We start from the raw sequence: 18,142 nt of genomic DNA, 5'->3' as shown, positions 1-18,142 counted from the left end.
CGGCCGTGCAGCGCTTCATGGCCAAGCGCGCCCACGCCCACACCACCGAGGTCGCCGCCTCCCACTCCGTCGCCGTCTCCCACCCCCGCCTGGTGGCGAACGTGATCGAGCGCGCCGCCCGCGCCACCGTCCGCTGACACCCCGGAGGGCGGCGGGATGCCTCATCCTGCCGCCCTCGGTCATGTCACACCTAAGAAGCGGCTCACAGGTGTGATCGGCAGCACCTCACAGGTGTGCGAACTGCGGGAGAATGAACCCATGACCTCACACTCCGATCCCCGGGCGCTCGGCGCGTTCCTCCGAGCCCGTCGGGCGCAACTGGACCCGCGTGAGTGCGGCCTGCCCGAGACGGACTCCGTCCGCCGGGTCGCGGGGCTGCGGCGCGAGGAGGTCGCCCGGCTCGCCGCGATCAGCGTGGACTACTACACCCGCCTGGAGCAGGGCCGCGTCCGCGCCTCCGCCCCCGTGCTCACCGCGCTGGCCCGCGCCCTGCGCCTGGACGAGGACCAGCAGCGCTACCTGTACAGGGTCGCCGGTCGCGCCGACACCCGTCCGAGCCGTCGCCGCCCCGTGCAGCGGGTGCGTCCCGCCATGCGCCGCCTGCTCGACCAGCTCCCCCACGTCCCCGCCCTGGTGCTCGGCAAGCGCCTGGACATCCTCGCCTGGAATGCCGCCGCGACCGCCCTCTACACCGACTTCGCCGCCGTCCCGGGAGCCCGGCGCAACTACCTGCGCCTGATGTTCCTCGACCCCCAGATCCGCGACCTGCACCGCGAATGGGCCCATGACGCCCGGGACGCGGTCGCCGCGCTACGCATGGAAGCCGCCGCCGACACCGACGACCCGGACCTCGCGCGCCTCGTCGGCGACCTGACCATCCAGGACACCGACTTCCGCACCTGGTGGGCCCAGCAGCACGTCAACAGCGCCACCCACGGCACCAAGAACTACCGCCACCCCCTGGTCGGCGACCTCACCCTCGACTGCGACACCTGGTCCGGAGGCGACGGCTCAGGGCAACGCCTGATGGTCCTCACCGCCGAACCCGGCAGCCCCTCCCACGACGCCCTGCGCATCCTCACCTCCTGGACCGCGAAGCCGGCCGCGCCCGAGGCGGCCCGGGACAGATCCGTGTAGGTGAACCCGCGCACCACCCTGACTCGTGCTCCTAGGGAAGCTCATGGAGCTGAGCGCAACTCCTGCGGCTCCTGCTCCCCCGGGCACAGGTGAGAGAGGTGGCGCATGCTCGCGTACGACGTCCGTGGCAGCGGGCCCGGTCTGGTGCTCCTGCCCGGTGTCGGCGGCACCTCGGCCCTGACCTGGGAGACGCTGCTCGCCGGCCTGGCTGCCGAGCACACCGTCGTCCTCGCCGACCTGCCCGGGGCCGGGGGCGGCGCGTTTCCCGTCGGCCGTCTGCAGATCGATGCCGTGGCCGACCAGGTGGTGGCCACGGCGGAGCGGGCCGGGTTGAGCGACTTCGTGATCGCCGGGCCCTCGCTCGGTGCGGCCGTCGCCATCAAGGTCGCCGCCCGTCATCCCGACCGGGTGCGCGGTCTGGTCACCCTGTCCGGCTTCGCCCGGCCGCACCCCTCGCTGGGGCTCAGGCTGGAGGCCTGGGCGTCGCTGCTCGCCCGCCACGACGACCAGTTGCGCGCCTTCCTGACCTCGCTGGCCTTCTCCGAGGACTATCTGGCCACCCGCACACCGGAGACGGTCCAGTACCTCGCCTCCCGGCTGATGACGACCGCGCCCGGCACCGCCCGGCAGATCGCCCTCGCCCTCGACGTCGACGTCCGCCGCGTGACCTTCCCTCGGTCATGGCGCCCACACTGGTCGTGGCGGCCGCCGGGGACCGGTTCGTGGCGCCGAAGCATTCGGTGGGCCTCGCGGACGGGCTGCCTGCGGCGCGACTGGCCGCCGTGCGGGGCGGTCACGCGTCGACCTTCGAGGAGCCGGACCGCACGCTGGAGATCCTCACCGGATTCCTCCGCGACACCCGCCCGTCCCCCGCCGCCCCTCCCAGGGCGTTCTGTTCACACGTGTGACTGGCCTGCGGCTGCTCGTACGCGGCACTGCCGCGTACGCCGAGGGCACCGGTGGTACTCCCGTGGGACCGCGGCGCGGTCAGTCCGTGAGACGGTCCAGCACCACGGTGGCCAGACGGAGCGCGGCATGCAGTTCCGTCACCTCGGCGACGGTGGGCTGGACCACGTCGGACCTTCGCCGCGCAGCCCCGGCCAGACCGCCAGCAGCACCTGGGCACCGGCGAGGCCCAGATGGGCCGTGACGTCGGTCCGGTCCTCGCCCGCAGCCATCCAGGTCAGCAGGACGCGGCCCTGAGGTATGCGCGAGGGGTCTTCCAACGGTACCCAGGTGGCCATGAGGGTGCCGTGCACCGGAATCACGATCGCGCCCCGCACGTCGCCGGGCATGGGCTGCCGGGTCAGCGTCGACAGCTCCATCCGGGCGGCGGCGCCTGTGCCCGGTACCAGCGCGAGGGCGGGCCGGGCCGGGCGGTGGCCATGGGGCCGCTGTCCGGCCGGTGACGTCGTGACCGGCGAGGGGCCGCCGCCCGGTCGGCTGAACCTGTCATGTCTCGTCATGCCCTCTCCCCCTCCGCGCCCGGTACGTACTTCGTGGCCCAGAGTCTTCCGGACACGGGAATCGAGGACATCCGTCATCTGACTGCGGGCTCGGCTCAGAACCGGCCGTCGTCCTGCCCGGCAGTGCCCGCGGCGATACGTTCCAACAGCTCCTCGGCGGCGGCCGACGAGGTCTCCCCATCGGCCTGAGGAGCCGGCTGCGCGGTCACCTCGTGCAGCGCGGACAGGAGGCGGGTGAGGCGGCCCCCTCCCGCGTACGTCAGGGCGACGCTGCCCTCCCAGAGGGTCTCGCGCAACCGCACCGGGGTGAACTGACCGTCCCCGGCGCAGGCCATCAGCAGGCGCCCCGCCAGGGCTCGTTCCAGCGGTCCGGGGGCCCAGCGGCCCTGGTCGAGGTCCGCACCGAGGACTGCGGTCAGCTCGGCCAGCCGTTCCACGGCCGAGGTGTGCCGCCGCGGGGCGGCGCCGGGAACGACTGTGTCATGGGACATGGGATGCGATGGCCTTCTGCTCGGCATGATCATGGGTGACGTGTGTCCGGGCGTCCGCCCGAGCACATGTCGGTGTAGGTTGCAGTGAGAATACGTGTCTCGACGGGGATCAGAGAAATGTGTGCGCCCCGACGGAGAGGGACCGGAGCATCGATGAGATCGGACGCGCTGTCCAACCGTATGCGCATCCTGGAGGCGGCGGCGGAGGTGCTCGCCGCTCCCGGCGACACCTCGTTGAAGTCCATCGCGCGCAGGGCGGGCGTGGGCCAGGGCACGCTCTATCGCCACTTCCCCACCCGTGAGTCGCTGGTGCTCGAGGTGTACGGGGAGGAGGTCGAGGAACTGGTGGCCGCCGTGCCCGACCTCCTGGGCAGTCTGTCCCCGCAGCGCGCCCTGTGCGCCTGGCTGCGCCGCCTGCTGTACGTCGGCCGGTGCACGCCGGAGTTCGCCGACGCGATGAGCGGGGCCTGCGAGGCCGTGACGGAGCAGTGCCCACGGGCGTACCGGCCGCTGTCGGAGGCCCTGTCAGCGCTGGTGGCGGCCAATGTGGCCGCCGGGACCATCGCACCGGGGACGACGGCGGAGGACGTGCTCGTCCTGCTCGGTCCGCTGTGGCGGGTGGGCGCGAAAAGCGAGGAAGGGACGCGGGCCGAGCGGCTTTTCGACGTGCTGATGCGGGGGCTGTGCCCCGAGCTCCGGCCGGAGGGCCGGGAGCAGAGCCAGGACCGGGATCAGTAGAAGTCGTCGGCCGGGTAGAGGGTGAGCAGCCTGACCGTCTCCACGTACAGCCAGGTCAGGCTGAGGGTGAGCCCGAACGCGGCCGGCCAGCGCTGGTCGCGGGGGGTGCCGTGGGTGAGGGCGTCCTCGATCCTTCGCAGGTGCAGGGGCACGAAGGACACCGCGAGGGCGATGCCCACCACGCCCATGAGGACGCCCAGGCCGATGGAGCGCAGGCCCAGGCCGTCGGCGCCCATGAGGGGCAACAGGGCCGTGTCCGCGAGCGCGACGAGGCACCCGGCGACCACCACGGCACCCACGTAGCCGTACCGCCGCCGGTGCACGCGCATCCAGCGCAGCCGGTGGGCGAGGAGGACTCCCGCGGAGGTCGCCATGGTCCCGAGGACGGTCTGGACGAGCAGGCCCGGGGAGAGGCGGCTGAACGCCGTGGTGGAGAGCACGCCCAGACAACTGCCTTGCAGGGTGGCGAACGTCAGGGTCAGGGCCGGCGACGGCAGTCTGCGGCGGCACTGGATCACCACCAGTGCCGTGCCGAGCAGTCCGGTGCCGGCGGCGATGGCGTAGGCCGCGGCGGTGCCGACGGGCAGATGGGGCAGCAGGACCCACCACAGGGTGACGGCGAGGGCCGTCACCCCGAGCCCTGCCAGCCAGCGGGGCAGGACGTCGGCCATCGTCAGCAGGTTGCCGACGGACAGGGGCAGTGGGTCGGTGTCGTTGCCGTGGACCTGGTCGAGGTCCTGGCCCGGCGCGCTGCGGCCTGGTCCGACGGCGATCCCCGCGCGCGGGTCCCTGGCCGCCGTCTTCTGCCCGCCCCGCCGCTCGAACTGCGGCTGGGCGAGGATCGGGTTGCTGCTCTTCAGCGAACGGTTCTGCTCGACCGGTGTCACGCCAGGTCCCCTTCTCCGTGTCGGGACACGCCGGAGGCGTCGGCTGCCGTCAGCCTGCATGAACGGACAAACGCCGCACATCAGTCAGTTGACGGTGCAATGCACCGCCCTGCCCCCAACGGGGGCCGGCAGTCACGGGAGCTCGAATCCCAGCTCCCGGGCGGCCACCTCGGGGGTGGGCTGCGACCAGCGCTCGGCGACCGCCTCATTCGTCGACAGCGAGCGCGGCTGGGCCACGTCCAGATAGAGCGTGCCGTCGAGGTGGTCGCACTCGTGCTGCACGATGCGGGCCGGCCAGCCGGTGAACTCCTCGTCGATCTCCCGCCCGTGCTCGTCCCGCCCCCGCAGCCGTACCCGGGCGTGCCGGGCCACCACCGCCTGCCAGCCCGGCACGCTCAGGCAGCCCTCGAAGAACGACGCCAGGGTGTCGCCTTCCGGCTCATAGGTGGGGTTGATCAGCACCCGGAAGGGCAGAGGTGTGCGGCCGCGGGCCTCAAGGACCTCGCGGGGTCCGCGGGCCCGGTCCTCCACCACCGCGATGCTCAGCGGAACGCCCACCTGGGGCGCGGCCAGGCCGACGCCCGGGGCGTCGAGCATCGTCGTGCGCAGCGCTTGCACGAAGCGCTCCAGCAGGGTGTCGTCGAGCTGGCCGTCGTACGGCTCGGTGATGCCGCGCAGCACCGGGTCTCCGGCGGCGACGATGGGCAACGGGCCGCCGGGCGCGAGGAGTTGCTCGACGTGCTCGGACAACCGCGGGGGCGTGGTGTGGGTGGTCATGGGTCAGCTCCCCAAGGTGTAGAAGTGCAGGGGGGAGTTCGGCTCGAAGCCGATCCTCGGGTACACGGGCGCCCCGGCCACGGTCGCGTGCAGGGTGGCCCGGGTCAGGCCGGTGGCGCGGGCGCCCTCGTACAGCGCCTTGCGGGTCACCGCCTCGCCGTAGCCGCGGCGTTGCTGGGCCGGGTCGGTGGCGACGAGGATCACGAACAGGCAGCCCTGGGCCTCGACGGTCGCGGCGCACGCGACCGGGGTGCCGTCCCGCAGCGCCAGGTAGGCGTACACCTCCTGCTTCCACAGGGCGGAGCCGGCCAGCCCGTCGCGACCGTCCTCCAGGTCGAAGCCGTAGGCGCGGGAGTTGATGTCGGCGTAGGCTGTGAGCTGTGCGTCGGTGGTGACCCGCTGGAAGGTGAGCTCCGGGTGGTGGGGCTCGGGGACGGGCAGCAGGTCGCCGGCCATGCCGGTGCCGGGGAAGGCGTGGACGAGGCCCGCACGCTGTGCCACCTCGTCGAGTGTGGCGCGTACGTCGTCCGCGAGCAGGTCCTCGAACAGCCACAGGAAGCCGGGCCGCTGCTTCGACCGCATGATGTCCGCGGCCTGGTGCAGGCGCTTTTCCAGCAGTTCCTGGTCCGCGCCGACCTCGTTGAGGGTGATCGCGTTCCAGAAGGCGAAGCGGCAGTCCGCCCAGCGCACGGCGATGCCCGGCAGGTCGCGGACGTCCGCCTGCTCGTCCCGGTCGAGCACCATGGCGCGCCAGACCGTGGACAGTTGGGCCACTGATTCGACCGCGTCCGCGAGATCCGTCACCGCAACTCCCTCATCTGTTGTGTGTGTACGTCATCGGTTCAACGACCGGCGGGGTCGGCGGCACCGGGTTCCCCTCCTGTCCGTCCTCGCCCCACAGCGGGGACGGGCGGGGAACCCGGCGCACGGCATGCCCGGATGACGACCATCCGAAAACGGCCGCCTGGTCCCCGCCCCGGCCGACGACGAGAACCCGCCGCCCTTGACACGGATGCGGGGAGGCCGCGGGTTCACCGAGCGAGGGGCCCGTGGTTCATCTGGAGCCGGAGTACCTGCGGCGCCATCAGGCGGGGGTGATGTTGTAGTTGAAGCGGAAGACGTTGGCCGGGTCGTATGTCTTCTTCAGCGCGGCCAGCCGCTCGTACCGCTCCGCCCCGTACAGCTCGCGCACTCCCTCGGTGTCGGTCGCCTCGTCCGGCGAGAGGAAGTTCACCAGGTTCTGCTCGGCCGCCCAGGGGGCCAGGCCGTCGAAGACCCGCGCCAGCTCGGCCCGCAGCGGCTCCGCCTGGTCCGGGCCGCCCACCGCGAAGCCGAACATGACGTACGGAAGGCCGCGGCTGGGCACCGAGTTGGGGAACTCCGGTTCCCGGTCGAAGGCGCCGCCGAGCGCCCGTATCTCGACGTTCACCAGGGTGCATCCCGACTCCGGGCCGGTCAGCTCCACGAGGGTCTGCGCGGTCTTCTCGGAGAACTCCCGCAGGCCGAGGCTGCGGTCGTAGTACGGCATCGCGTCGACGGGGTCCATGTGGATCTCCCCGATCGCGGTGAACGGCTTCTCCCCCACGAGGTCGACGAGGGCCGGCGCGGACGCCCGCAGCGGCTCGATGAGCCGTTCGCCGTCGGCCGTCGAGCCGAGGTAGCCGATCCGCAGGTGGATCACGAAGGCGCCGCGCAACGGGTCGGGCAGTTCCGGGAGGTCGGGCAGCCGCTGGACGCCGACGGAGGAGGTCATGTCCTCCCCCACGGTGGGCAGCCAGGCCCGCCAGGCGTCCAGCACCTGCGGCAGGTGCTCGCCGGCGAAGTAGATGCCGCCGCCGTAGAAACGGGTGACCGGGAAGACCTCGAACTCGATCTCGGTGACGACACCGAAGTTGCCCTTGGCGCCCAGCAGCGCCCAGTACAGGTCCGGGTCGCTCTGCGGGGTCACCCGGCGCAGTTCGCCGTCCGCCGTGACGACGTTCAGCCGTCGTACGTGGTCGGCGGCGTAGCCGTGTGTGCGGCCCAGCAGCGGGCTCTGGCCGCCGCCCAGCGTGTAGCCGACGACGCCGACCTCGGGTGCCGAGCCGACGACCGGGGCCAGGCCGGTCTCCGCCGCGAGCGGCAGCACCTCGCTCCAGCGCACGCCCGCCTCGACCCGTACGGTGCCGTTCTGCGCGTCGACAAAGACGCCCTTCATGCGCTGCGTCGTGATCAGCAGGCCGCCCTCCGCCGGGGCCACCACCTGGTGGGCGGCGGTCTTCACCGCGACCGGCAGGCCGTGCTGGGCGGCGAAGCGGACCGCCGTCACCACGTCCCGCTCGCTGCTCGCGCCGACCACGACGGCCGGGCGCAGGGGGCAGACCAGGTTGAACGTGGCGCATTCCGCCTCGTAGCCCACCGCACCCGGCTCCAGGACCGGGCCGGTGACGGAGTGCCGCAGCTCCACCACGTCCTGCGGGCTCAGCCGCACATCCGCCGCACCAGACATATCCGCACTCATCTTGATCGCAACCTCACTCACACACGCGGAACACCCGGTGGCACGACCGCGCGGAGCGGCGCGGAAACAGGCGACGGGTGTCGATACCTGACGTGATGGACACGAGCCGAACACCCTTCGCCGTTCACATGGATGTGTTCACAGGTGTGTGGGCGTCGTCTCATGGGCGGCGGGCGGTACAGGCCGGGGACAGGCCGCCGTGGGGGAACCGGTGATGTCACCGGCAGCCCTGGGCCAGCTCATCGGCGCCGTCACCGAGACGGCCCGCACCCGAGCAGATGGCCGCTCCGGACGCGCGACAGCGGCTGTCCCTGCAAGAGGAGCGGGAGCACGAGGTGGCCCTCGCCGTCAGCCACGGAAAGTCCAACGCCGGGATCGCCCGGCGTCTCCACATGAGCGTGACCACCGTCAAGAGCCACATCTCGCACATCCTGGCCAAGCTCGACCTCGACAACCGGGTGCGGATCGCCCTGCTCGTCCACCGCGCCGGCATGACCGGGACGACATCCTGAGCGCTCACCCGGGCCGGGCGGCACTCCCGCCCGGCGCGTGGACCGCTCGTACCGACCGCGGCTCAGCTTGTGCACCCCGTCTCGCCCGGCCACTCGCCGAGGGCATCCGCCGCCCTTGGGAACGACCGGTGAAACCGAACAGGCTCACCCCGGCCCGGGTCCGCCGGGGGTTCAGAAACCTCCGCCAGCGCTGCCCTGCCTGGCCCGGTCCGTGCGCCGAAACCCACCGGGCCAGGCCCCGGCAGGCCACTCGGCTCGAAGAACCAGCGACCCGCTACGACGTGGGCAAAACCATCCGACGCCCCGAAACCATCAGCGAACACGACCGGATCAGACCGGGAGGAGCAAAAGATCACCCACAGCAGCGTGAGGGCCGCGTGCCCGAGACGGCCGGCCATGCTGTCCGACGCGTTCCAGTTCAGGTAGACGGTCACCGCCGTCAACGCCCTCGGCACCCAGCGGATCCAGCGCAGTTCCATGCCCGCGCGGATCGGGAACAGGTTGTCACTGCTCCCGCATGAGGTACTCGGCGTACCACTGCGCCCACTTCTCCGGACGCGCAGGCTTGCCCAGAGCGGGAACGACGCGAGACTGACCGCTGCTGCGTAGGAGGTGGCGGTCCTGTCGTATCTGGTGGCAATGGCTCGGAAGCCCTTGAGGCGGTTGAAGCAGCGCTCATTTACGTTGCGGCGGCGACAGGTCTGCCGGTCGAATGCCGGTGGCCGGCCTCCGCGATGGCCGCGATGGCCGCGGTGGTGGCGGTGTCGCTGCTGGTCGGTCTTCTCGCAAATGGTGTGTGCGATGCCGCGTCTGCGCAGGTAGGCGCGGAAGCCGCGAGAGCTGTGGGCCTTGTCCGCGACGACCCGGTCGGGCCTGCACCGGGGACGTCCGCGGCCGGTGCGTGGGACCCGGATCCGTTCGAGGAGGGGGCGTGCGCAGATGCTGTCGTGGCGTTGGCCAGGTGTCAGCAGGATGGCGAGGGGCCGCCCGTGTCCGTCACAGGCGAGGTGGACTTTGCTGGTCAGTCCGCCTCTGGATCGGCCGAGGGCGTGATCGCCCGGTCCGTCCGACCGGTGGATCCCCCTTTTTTTGGCCTGTCGCGGCGGCGTGCCGGTGGGCACCCACGATGGTGGAGTCGATCTGCCACGATCCGTAGCGTTCCGGCAGGTCACGCCAGGAGACACCGGTCCGGATCTTGTAGACCATCCCGTTGACGACCTGCCGGTCCTCCACCCGCGGACGGCCTGTCGCGGCCCGCGGTATGAGTGCAGCGAGAAACTCCCACTCCATCGGTGAGTGCATGACGGCGTACCACCCGACCATGATCCATCACGTGATGATCTTTGAAAACAGACCCTAGGCGCCTCGATGCCCCAGGCCCCCCGTTGTCCCGGTGTCGGCCCGCATCTGGGGTGCGCGCCCTTGCGGCCCTGGTGGTCGTAGCCTTGCCACCGGTCCAGCGGGCAGGATCGGTGGCAAGCGGCGCATGGGCAGGCTCTGCTCATGGGCTGCCCCCGCATTCGGCACTGGGGAGCATCGAACCGTGTGCGCGGCAAGGGCGAAATGCGGACGTCCTTTAGAATTCTGTGCATGCAGGGGCTTGCACAAGACCTGGTGTCGGCACAGCTAGGTCGACCCAGTGCAGACCTCCATGAAGTCGGCCGTTGGAGACAGCCTGTGAAAGATCTGGACGCGACTGTCTGCCCGGCCCCCACACGGCTGATCGGGCGTGACAGCGACCTCGCGTTCATCCGCTCCTTCTTCGGGAATTCCGCGGTCCAGGGCGCGGCGCTGCTGCTCTCGGGCGAGGCGGGGGTAGGTAAGACCGCCGTGCTCGACGCGGTTGCGGCTGGCGCAGTGCACAACGGCATCCGGGTCCTGCGCGCGGCCGGGGTGGAGTTCGAGGCGGACATCAGCTACGCCGGGCTCAACCAGTTGCTCGTTCCGCTGTTCGACGACTTCGACATTTTGGACGATGCACACCGTGATGCCTTGCGGGTTGCAGTCGGCATAGGTAGTGGGCCGCCCCCCGACCGTCTCCTCACCTCCACAGCGGCACTGCTGCTACTCCGGCTGACCTCCGTCCGCACCCCCTTGCTCATGGTGGTCGACGATTTGCCCTGGCTGGACCGGGCCACCAATGCCGTGCTCGGCTTCGTGGCCCGGCGGCTCGTCGGCAGCCGTATCAGCTTCCTGGCCGCCTCTCGCACGGGCTCCAACAGCTTCTTCGAGCCCAGGGGACTGACCGAGCGCCGACTGGAGCCGCTGGACGCGGCCTCGTCAGCGGAACTGCTCGCTCTCGCTCACCCCGACGTTTCCCCCGCTGTGCGACGCCGTATCGTGACCGAGGCCCGAGGCAACCCGCTGGCACTCGTGGAGCTGCCGGTGGCACTCTCTGCCGAGCAACGTACGACGCTGGCAGCAGTACCCACCGTGTTGCCACTGAGCGACCGGCTCCAGGCCATGTTCGCTTCCCGGGTGGCGGGATTGCCTGAAGCCAGCAGGGAACTGTTGCTCATCGCCGCACTCGACGGCACCGGTGACCTGGCGTCCGTGGAAGCTGCCGCGGCCGGCCGGTCCTCCGTGGACGATCTTGCCGCGGCGGAACAACAGCGGCTGGTGTCTATCTCAGCAGACAATCGGCGATTGTCCTTCCGCCACCCGCTGATTGGCTCCGCCGTGGTGGAACTGGCGACCGCATCGGAACGTAGAAAGGCTCACCGAGCGCTTGCCGACGTGCTCAGCAACCAGTTGGAGCGGCGCGCATGGCACCTGGGAGAAGCCGCCGTCGCCCCGGATGAGACGGTCGCTGCGCTATTGGAGGAAGCAAGTCGGCTCAGGTTGCGACGCGGCGATGCTCTTGGTGCAGTGGCCGCACTTACACGCGCAGCCAACCTCAGCCCCGCGGCGGTCGATGAGAGCCGGCGGCTGGCCGAGGCGGCCTATGTCGGTGCGGATTCGGGTGGCGAGCTGGAGGACGCCTCGCGTCTTCTCGCAGGGGCCCGGCTGGTCCATCCCACGACCGGGCGGGAGTCGCTGCACGCGGCGGCCGCGTCCGCGTTCTTGCTGATCAACAGGGACGGTGACATCGACACGGCCCACCGGCTGCTGGTGGGCGCAATCGAGGCCGGGCAGCACGGCTACGACGCTTCCGATCCCGCCCTCGTCGAGGCCCTGCATCTGTTGGTTCTGCTCTGCTGGTACGGCGGTGACCCGAAGCTGTGGCAGCCTCTGATCACATTCGTGGAACGCCTTGTCCCAGCACCACCGGAGCTGCTGTGGGTGATCACTCAAACTTTCGGTGATCCTGCCCGCACCGGCCCTCAGGCGCTGCCCCAGCTCAAAGAACTGATCGCCAGCATCGGCAACGACCCCACCCGAATAGTGCGCGTCGGCACGGCGGCGGTCTTTCCGGACATGCTGGGGGAATTTCGGTGGGCCACCCGCCGACTGGTGGAGCAGGGCCGGGCGGGCACCGCCCCGGTCCGCCGGCACTTGGGCGCTTTGATGCACCTGGGCCTGGACTACTTCCATGTGGGCCGATGGGAGGATGCCGCGCATCTGGCGGCTGAGGGGATCAGGCTGTGCGAGGACCACGACTACCGATTCTTCGCCTGGTACTTCCAATACATCCAGGCTGTGGTGGCTGGGGTGCAGGGCGACCACGAAACGAGTCTTGCGCTGACTGAGGAGATCGTCCGATGGGCGACACCGCGTGGGACCCACGGTGCACGCTTCTTCGCTTGCCACGCGCGGGCCCTGGCCGCTCTGGGAAGTGGCGATTTCGAGACCGCCTATCAGCACGGCAGCATGCTCAGTCCGCCCGGAACCATCGCTCCCTACGTGCCGATCGCCATGTGGGGATCGATGGACCTGGTGGAGGCGGCTATCCGGACCGGCCGGGACAAGGAAGCAAAAGCCCACGTGGCGGCCATGCGCACGAGTGAGATGGCTGGGTTGTCGAGCCGGCTGGAGCTGCTGGTACTGGCCTGCGAGGCGCTGACCGCACCTGCGGAGTCGGCTATTCCGCTCTTCGAGCGGGCCCTGTCCCTGCCCGGCGCGGAACGATGGCCCTTCGACCTCGCCCGTGTACGGCTTTTTCACGGCGAGCGGTTGCGGCGGCTCCGCGTGACGACAGAGGCCCGCGAACACCTGACGCAGGCGCTTGAAGCGTTCCAGCGACTGGGGGCGAAGCCCTGGGAGACGCGGACTAGCGCGGAGTTGCGGGCCAGCGGACAGTCCGCACCTACTGCGACCCGTCCGGGAGGCGTGGCCTTGACCGCCCAGGAGTTGCAGATCGCCGCACTCGCAGCCACTGGACTGACCAACAAACAGATTGCGGAACGGCTGTTCCTGTCCCACCGGACTATCGGAACGCATCTCTACCAGATCTACCCCAAACTAGGCATCACCTCACGGGCTGCGTTGCGTGACGCTCTTTCCCGGCTTGAAGCGGACGAGACGAGCTGAGCCGGTGGCCGCTGACGGGCCGACGTCTTTCCCATCTCAGCTCAGGTCACCAGGTCCGTCGTGCAGTTTGCACGGGCCGGGCCCTGTATGGGGGAAGATCCCCGACCTCACCCCGGCCCGGCGGCGATGACCGCGTGTTGCGGCTCAGGCTGTCGCAGGCCAAAAATGAGGGCAGGGTGGCAAGTGAACCCTCGCGGCGGGTTTTTACGTTCTCCCGAGAGAAGGGGTTTCGGCCGCCCCGGCAACAACCGCGGGCCGCGGGCGTCCATGTTCTGGCAAAGGTGCGTCCTCTCCAGCACGAGGTGTGTCTTCCAACCTTGGGAACGGCATCCTTTGACCCCCCGCCATCGATAGTGATCAGCGGTTGGCGCCGGAGGGCGTCCCGGGCATGCTCCTGACACCAGCGGCGGATTGAGGCGACAGCGAATGTCACGATGCCGTGATCGGTGCCGAAGGCGACGCGTGGTCGCCCCTTGACAGTGTCCTGGTGCGCTCAGGACGTCGAATTCTCCTCTGGCGGATACTCCGACAGCTTCCCCAACTGTGCAAGCCACAGCTCGTTCAGCCGCTCGGCCCACGCGTCGGACATCGCGCCGCGAAGCACCGGGACGTCGGCGCGGACGGCGTTTTCTACCACGATCTCTGTGCCGTCCTGAGTCTCAGTGAGTAGCCAAGCCTGGTAGAGCATCACTCCACCGCCGATGCCCAACCAACCGATCCGACGGGGTGGCACGCTCTCTCCAACGAAAACCTCGAACCGGTGCCCCGCCCACACCACTTCGAAGGTCTGGGTCAAGGTGTCAGAGCTCACCTCTTCGCAACCTGGCACCCAGTTCGGCCAGTTCGCCACATCGGTGAGTATGCGGAAGGACCGCTCCGGCGGGCCGGACACGACAGCCTGTGCCCGATGGAAGCTGTGCGCGTCGGCAGGCGAAAACCCGGACGGCCAGTGAATGTCCGGATGGCTGCCTGAGGTTTCGTACATTGCATTTCTCTTTCGTACTTCCGTTCGGCGCCGCGCAAGTTACGGACTGTGCCGTCGGCGTCTCCAGACGTTGGCCTCGCCAGTCTGGGGGCACAGGATCGGGAGCGCATACGTCATCTGACTCATGTTTGCAGGTGCTCAAGCCAGAGCCGCCCCGGCTTCTCGAAGGGTTTCGATGCAGGTTTAGCTGGTGCTCTGCCTGGCCATTCGCTCCCACTGTCACAAGGATCGCCGTGCAGAGACGGCGCGTGAGACGTCGAAGAGACCAGTCTGCCCTGCGACCAGCAATAGCACCCTTCAGAATAGGTCGGGGAAGTACTGTCCGGAAGGATGATGGTCTCACAGGCGCGTACCAGCGTGGTTTTGGAGGATGCGGGCCATTGAGGATGCCGTCTACAGACGCCGCGAAGATGACAGGTAGGCCGACAGCCCCCTTCTGACGAGCGCCCTTACCAGGTCCAAAGCAGGTCCAGGCGGGGCGGCTGATGCACGACGGAGGGCCCGAGGACGATCATCGCACTGGGTCTGTTTTCAAAGATCATCACGTGATGGATCATGGTCGGGTGGTACGCCGCCATGCACTCACCGATCAGGAGTGGGAGTTACTCGCTGCACTCATACCGCGGGCCGCGACAGGCCGTCCGCGGATGGAGGACCGGCAGGTCGTCAACGGGATGGTCTACAAGATCCGGACCGGTATCTCCCGGCGTGACCTGCCGGAACGCTACGGATCATGGCAGACGGTCTACACCCGCTTTCCGGCGCTGCGCCCTGGACGGCGTGTTCACCCGGGCTCTCCAGCAGATCCAGGCCCGCGCGGACGCGGCCGGCGACATCGACTGGCCCGTGCAGATCGACTCCACCATCGTGCGTGCCCACCAGCACGCCGCAGCGACGGGCCAAAAAGGGGCATCCACCGGCTAGACGGACCGGACGATCACGCCCTAGGCCGATCCAGAGGCGGACTGACCACCAAAGTCCACCTCGCTCGTGACGGACACGGACGGCCCCTCGCCATCCTGCTGACACCTGGCCAACGCCACGACAGCATCTGCGCACGCCCCCTCCTCGAACGGATCCGGGTCCCACGCACCGGCCGCGGACGTCCCCGGTGCAGGCCCGACCACGTCATCGCGGACAAGACCTACAGCTCACGCGGCTTCCGCGCCTACCTGCGCAGACGCGGCATCGCACACACCATTCCCGAGAAGACCGACCAGCAGCGACACCGCCACCACCGCGGCCATCGCGGCCATCGCGGAGGCCGGCCACCGGCATTCGACCGGCAGACCTGTCGCCGCCGCAACCTAAGACGTCATCTCAATTGGTTCGGTAGTCTGTCGGTCGTGGTTTCGATTGTTGAGCGGCTGGTGCCGGATGAGTTGTGGGGGCTGTTTCAGCGAGTGGTGCCGGAGGCGCCGTCGCGGCCTCAGGGCGGCGGCCGGCGCCGGCACGGTGACCGGGAGGTACTGGCCGCAATCGTGTTCGTGGCCACGTCGGGCTGCACGTGGCAGCAGCTGCCGTCCGCGTCGTTCGGTCCATCGGGAGCGACGGCCCATCGACGATTCACCGAGTGGTCCAAAGCCCGGGTGTGGGCCAAGCTCCATCGCCTGGTCCTCGACGAGCTCGGCTCCCGCGGCGAGTTGGACTGGTCCCGCTGCGCGATCGACTCGGTCAACATGCGGGCTCTGAAAAGGGGGAGCTGACAGGCCCGAATCCTGTGGACCGGGGCAAGTACGGCTCGAAGATCCACCTGATCACCGAACGGACCGGTCTGCCCCTGTCGGTCGGAATCTCTGGAGCGAACCTGCACGACAGCCAGGCGCTGATCCCGCTGATGCAGGGGATACCGCCGATCCGCTCCCGGCGCGGACGCCGGCGGCGCAGGCCGGGAAGGCTCCACGCCGACAAGGGATACGACTACGACCACCTGCGGCGATGGTTACGCGGACGCGGCATCCGCCACCGCATCGCCCGCAGAGGCATCGAGTCCTCGACCCGTCTGGGCCGTCACCGCTGGACCATAGAACGCACCATGTCCTGGCTCGCCGGATGCCGCAGACTGCACCGACGCTACGAGCGCAAAGCCGAGCACTTCCTGGCCTTCACCAGCATCGCCTGCACCCTCATCTGCTATCGCAGACTCACCAAATGAGATGACGTCTAATTGAGCGCTGCTTCAACCGCCTCAAGGGCTTCCGAGCCATTGCCACCAGATACGACAAGACCGCCACCTCCTACGAAGCAGCGGTCAGTCTCGCGTCGTACCTGCTCTGGGCAAGATCCGCTTGAAGACGGACCCTAGTAGTCGCCGGCCTCGACGCCCAGCGCCGTCAGCCGGTCCCGCGTGGCCACGACGTCGGAGACGCACAGATACATGTTCTGTGCCGAGCCGGGCGCGGCGGTGGTGAGGCCGGTGCCGAACTGTACCGAGCATCCGGAGCCGAGTGGGGTGAACTCGACTGCCATGACGGTCCGCCTCTCCCTCGGCTGCAGGGAAAAATGCTAGCCATCCCGATGAGGTATCTACTCAAATAGTGCAAATATGTCTCAATATATGTCAAGCATCCGGAGGGAATGACGGGTATGCGCGCGATGAGCACACACCTACCCCCTGGCTGGAGATACATTGCACACTCTGGGTTGTCCGGATTCTTTCCATCGGTGGGCGGGGCATGAGTACGCAGCAGGAGTACAGAGGACGGCGGCTGGGGCTGACGAGCCTGACGGTCGCGGCGAGCGGTCTGCTCGCCCTGCTGATCGGCGTCGCGTTCGCGGTCCTGCTGTGGGCGATCTCCGACGCCAACAGCTCCACCGCGGCCAGACGGGCCTCCCGTACGGCGCTCGTCGAGGCCGGGACCATGGAACGGCTACTCCTCGATCTCGAGACCGGGCAGCGGGGCTTCGTGATCACCAAGCACGAAACGTTTCTTCAGCCCTGGAACCAGGCCCGCTCCGCGCTCCCCGCGGCTTCGCGGCGGTTCACATCGAGCGCCACGTCCGCCGAACAGCGGCGCACGGCGCAGCAGATCACCCGGGGCGTCGACTCCTTTCTGAACGACTACTCGATCCCGCTGGTGGAGATGGTCCGGCGGGACGATCCCGCCGCGTCCTCTCTGGCGACGACCACCGAGGGCAGGAAGCGGGTCGACACCCTGCGGGCCCAGTCCGGCCGGTACACGGCCGACGAACGCGCGCAGCTCGCCGAACGCACCGACGCCGCCGGCGCCAACAGCCACCAGGCGGTGCTCGCGGCGGCCGTGGGGCTCGCGGCGTCGATGGCGCTCGTGGCCGTCTTCACGATCCTGCAGCACCGTGCGGTGGTACGACCGGTGCGCGGGGCGGCGACCGCGGCGCAGGACCTGACGGGCGGCGACCTGGGCATGCGCATCCCGCCCAGCAGGGTGGCGGAGATCGATGCGCTGGGCAGCTCCTTCAACAGCATGGCCGCCTCACTGCAGGACAGCCGCCGCCGGATCATGGAGAGCACCGAGGCCGTTCACCGGCGCACCGCCCGGGACCTGCACGACGGGGCGCAGCAGCGCCTGGTGAGCCTGATGATCGGGCTGCGGCTCGCGCGGGAGATGCTCCCCGAGACGGAGACGGCGGTGGCCGACCTGCTGGACCAGTCGGCCGACAACGCGCAGACCGCCATCAATGAGCTGCGCGAACTGGCGTCGGGCATCTATCCGCTGGTGCTGACGGTGAAGGGGCTGGTCGCGGCGGTCAAGGACCTCGCGGCCCGCTGCCCGGTCCCCACCGTCGTGGAGACCAAGGACGAGCGGCGGATCTCCTCGACCGTCGAGTCGAACGCGTATTTCGTCGTCGCCGAGGCGGTGACGAACGCCGTCAAGCACGCTCAGGCGTCGCGGATCGACGTGTCCGTCGAGTTCGGTGACGCCCTGCGGATCACGGTCGCCGACGACGGTGTCGGGGGCGTCGGCAAAGCGACCGCCGGCAGCGGGATGTCGGGGCTGACGGACCGGGTGGCGGCCTTCGACGGCAAACTGGCCATCGACTCCCCGCCCGGCGGCGGCACCGCCATCCTGATCCAGATCCCGCTGCGGGACTGAAGCCGGTGCGGCGGAGTGGGGGCCGCCGCTCTCCGGGGCCGTTGCTCTCAGGCACCGTCACTCTCAGGGGCGGTCGCTCTCAGGGGCGGTCGCTCTCAGGCGCCAT

Annotated in this window: 14 protein-coding genes and 5 pseudogenes; 11 read left to right on the top strand and 8 right to left on the bottom strand. The window is 69.6% G+C overall.

Annotation, left to right across the window (positions count from 1 at the left end; genetic code table 11):
* The 3 genes and pseudogenes from ABZT06_RS42055 to ABZT06_RS42045 all read left to right on the top strand — a co-directional run.
* Nucleotides 1–137: pseudogene (locus ABZT06_RS42055) on the top strand (alpha/beta hydrolase); the annotation flags it as partial.
* A gap of 121 nt (nt 138–258) precedes the next feature.
* Complete coding sequence (locus ABZT06_RS42050) at nt 259–1,137, top strand: helix-turn-helix transcriptional regulator (RefSeq protein WP_355753218.1); 879 nt, start codon at nt 259–261, stop codon at nt 1,135–1,137.
* A gap of 105 nt (nt 1,138–1,242) precedes the next feature.
* Entirely contained in the window at nt 1,243–2,340 is a 1,098-nt protein-coding gene (locus ABZT06_RS42045; protein ID WP_355753216.1) for an alpha/beta fold hydrolase, read from the top strand.
* A 358-nt stretch (nt 2,341–2,698) separates the two neighbouring features.
* On the opposite strand, the gene ABZT06_RS42040 is transcribed toward ABZT06_RS42045, so the two are convergent.
* Nucleotides 2,699–3,094 carry a hypothetical protein gene (locus ABZT06_RS42040; protein WP_355753214.1) on the bottom strand — a complete coding sequence of 132 codons (396 nt, stop codon included), beginning with the start codon at nt 3,092–3,094 and terminating at the stop codon, nt 2,699–2,701.
* Between the two features lie 153 nt (nt 3,095–3,247).
* Between ABZT06_RS42040 and ABZT06_RS42035 the strand changes: the two genes are divergently transcribed.
* Nucleotides 3,248–3,832 carry a TetR/AcrR family transcriptional regulator gene (locus ABZT06_RS42035; protein ID WP_355753211.1) on the top strand — a complete coding sequence of 195 codons (585 nt, stop codon included), beginning with the start codon at nt 3,248–3,250 and terminating at the stop codon, nt 3,830–3,832.
* Here ABZT06_RS42035 and ABZT06_RS42030 read toward each other — a convergent pair.
* The 4 genes from ABZT06_RS42030 to ABZT06_RS42015 form a co-directional block, all read right to left on the bottom strand.
* Nucleotides 3,826–4,719, bottom strand: a complete 894-nt coding sequence (locus tag ABZT06_RS42030) for a Bax inhibitor-1/YccA family protein (RefSeq protein WP_355753210.1) — start codon at nt 4,717–4,719, stop codon at nt 3,826–3,828. The two genes, ABZT06_RS42035 and ABZT06_RS42030, sit on opposite strands and share 7 nt — an antisense overlap.
* A gap of 132 nt (nt 4,720–4,851) precedes the next feature.
* Nucleotides 4,852–5,496 carry a peptide deformylase gene (locus ABZT06_RS42025; RefSeq protein ID WP_355753208.1) on the bottom strand — a complete coding sequence of 215 codons (645 nt, stop codon included), beginning with the start codon at nt 5,494–5,496 and terminating at the stop codon, nt 4,852–4,854.
* Between the two features lie 3 nt (nt 5,497–5,499).
* Nucleotides 5,500–6,300 (bottom strand): GNAT family N-acetyltransferase, encoded by an 801-nt coding sequence (locus tag ABZT06_RS42020; protein WP_355753206.1) that lies wholly within the window; start codon nt 6,298–6,300, stop codon nt 5,500–5,502.
* Between the two features lie 280 nt (nt 6,301–6,580).
* Nucleotides 6,581–7,984, bottom strand: a complete 1,404-nt coding sequence (locus tag ABZT06_RS42015) for an FAD-binding oxidoreductase (RefSeq protein ID WP_355753204.1) — start codon at nt 7,982–7,984, stop codon at nt 6,581–6,583.
* A 290-nt stretch (nt 7,985–8,274) separates the two neighbouring features.
* Between ABZT06_RS42015 and ABZT06_RS42010 the strand changes: the two genes are divergently transcribed.
* Nucleotides 8,275–8,508 (top strand): LuxR C-terminal-related transcriptional regulator, encoded by a 234-nt coding sequence (locus ABZT06_RS42010; protein WP_355753202.1) that lies wholly within the window; start codon nt 8,275–8,277, stop codon nt 8,506–8,508.
* Nucleotides 8,509–8,585: 77 nt separating this feature from the next.
* Nucleotides 8,586–8,843, top strand: a pseudogene (locus tag ABZT06_RS42005) (transposase); the annotation flags it as partial.
* Between the two features lie 279 nt (nt 8,844–9,122).
* Here the strand turns inward: ABZT06_RS42005 and ABZT06_RS42000 are convergent.
* A pseudogene (locus tag ABZT06_RS42000) lies at nt 9,123–9,831 on the bottom strand (IS5 family transposase); the annotation flags it as partial.
* 354 nt (nt 9,832–10,185) lie between these two features.
* Here ABZT06_RS42000 and ABZT06_RS41995 point away from each other — a divergent pair.
* Nucleotides 10,186–12,978, top strand: coding sequence for an AAA family ATPase (locus tag ABZT06_RS41995; protein ID WP_355753200.1), 2,793 nt, complete (start codon nt 10,186–10,188; stop codon nt 12,976–12,978).
* Nucleotides 12,979–13,471: 493 nt separating this feature from the next.
* Here the strand turns inward: ABZT06_RS41995 and ABZT06_RS41990 are convergent, their stop codons facing one another.
* Nucleotides 13,472–13,963, bottom strand: a complete 492-nt coding sequence (locus ABZT06_RS41990) for an SRPBCC family protein (RefSeq protein ID WP_355753198.1) — start codon at nt 13,961–13,963, stop codon at nt 13,472–13,474.
* A 485-nt stretch (nt 13,964–14,448) separates the two neighbouring features.
* Here ABZT06_RS41990 and ABZT06_RS41985 point away from each other — a divergent pair.
* From ABZT06_RS41985 to ABZT06_RS41975, 3 genes and pseudogenes are all read left to right on the top strand, one after another.
* Nucleotides 14,449–15,273 (top strand): annotated as a pseudogene (locus ABZT06_RS41985) (IS5 family transposase); the annotation flags it as partial.
* 45 nt (nt 15,274–15,318) lie between these two features.
* Nucleotides 15,319–16,118 (top strand): IS5 family transposase gene (locus ABZT06_RS41980; RefSeq protein WP_355753228.1). Its coding sequence is split into 2 segments (ribosomal slippage): nt 15,319–15,654 and nt 15,657–16,118, totalling 798 coding nucleotides; the frame shifts between segments, so codons are not numbered across the junction.
* Nucleotides 16,119–16,126: 8 nt separating this feature from the next.
* Nucleotides 16,127–16,255, top strand: a pseudogene (locus tag ABZT06_RS41975) (IS5/IS1182 family transposase); the annotation flags it as partial.
* A gap of 9 nt (nt 16,256–16,264) precedes the next feature.
* On the opposite strand, the gene ABZT06_RS41970 reads toward ABZT06_RS41975, so the two are convergent.
* Nucleotides 16,265–16,432 (bottom strand): hypothetical protein, encoded by a 168-nt coding sequence (locus ABZT06_RS41970; RefSeq protein WP_355753196.1) that lies wholly within the window; start codon nt 16,430–16,432, stop codon nt 16,265–16,267.
* 206 nt (nt 16,433–16,638) lie between these two features.
* Between ABZT06_RS41970 and ABZT06_RS41965 the strand changes: the two genes are divergently transcribed.
* Nucleotides 16,639–18,036, top strand: a complete 1,398-nt coding sequence (locus ABZT06_RS41965) for a CHASE3 domain-containing protein (RefSeq protein WP_355753194.1) — start codon at nt 16,639–16,641, stop codon at nt 18,034–18,036.
* Nucleotides 18,037–18,142: the final 106 nt, after the last annotated feature.

The sequence above is a fragment of the Streptomyces sp. NPDC005483 genome, from assembly GCF_040606035.1.
GTDB lineage: Bacteria > Actinomycetota > Actinomycetes > Streptomycetales > Streptomycetaceae > Streptomyces.
The sequence above is the reverse complement of the archived record's forward strand: the minus strand, read 5'-3'. Positions and strand labels throughout refer to the sequence as shown.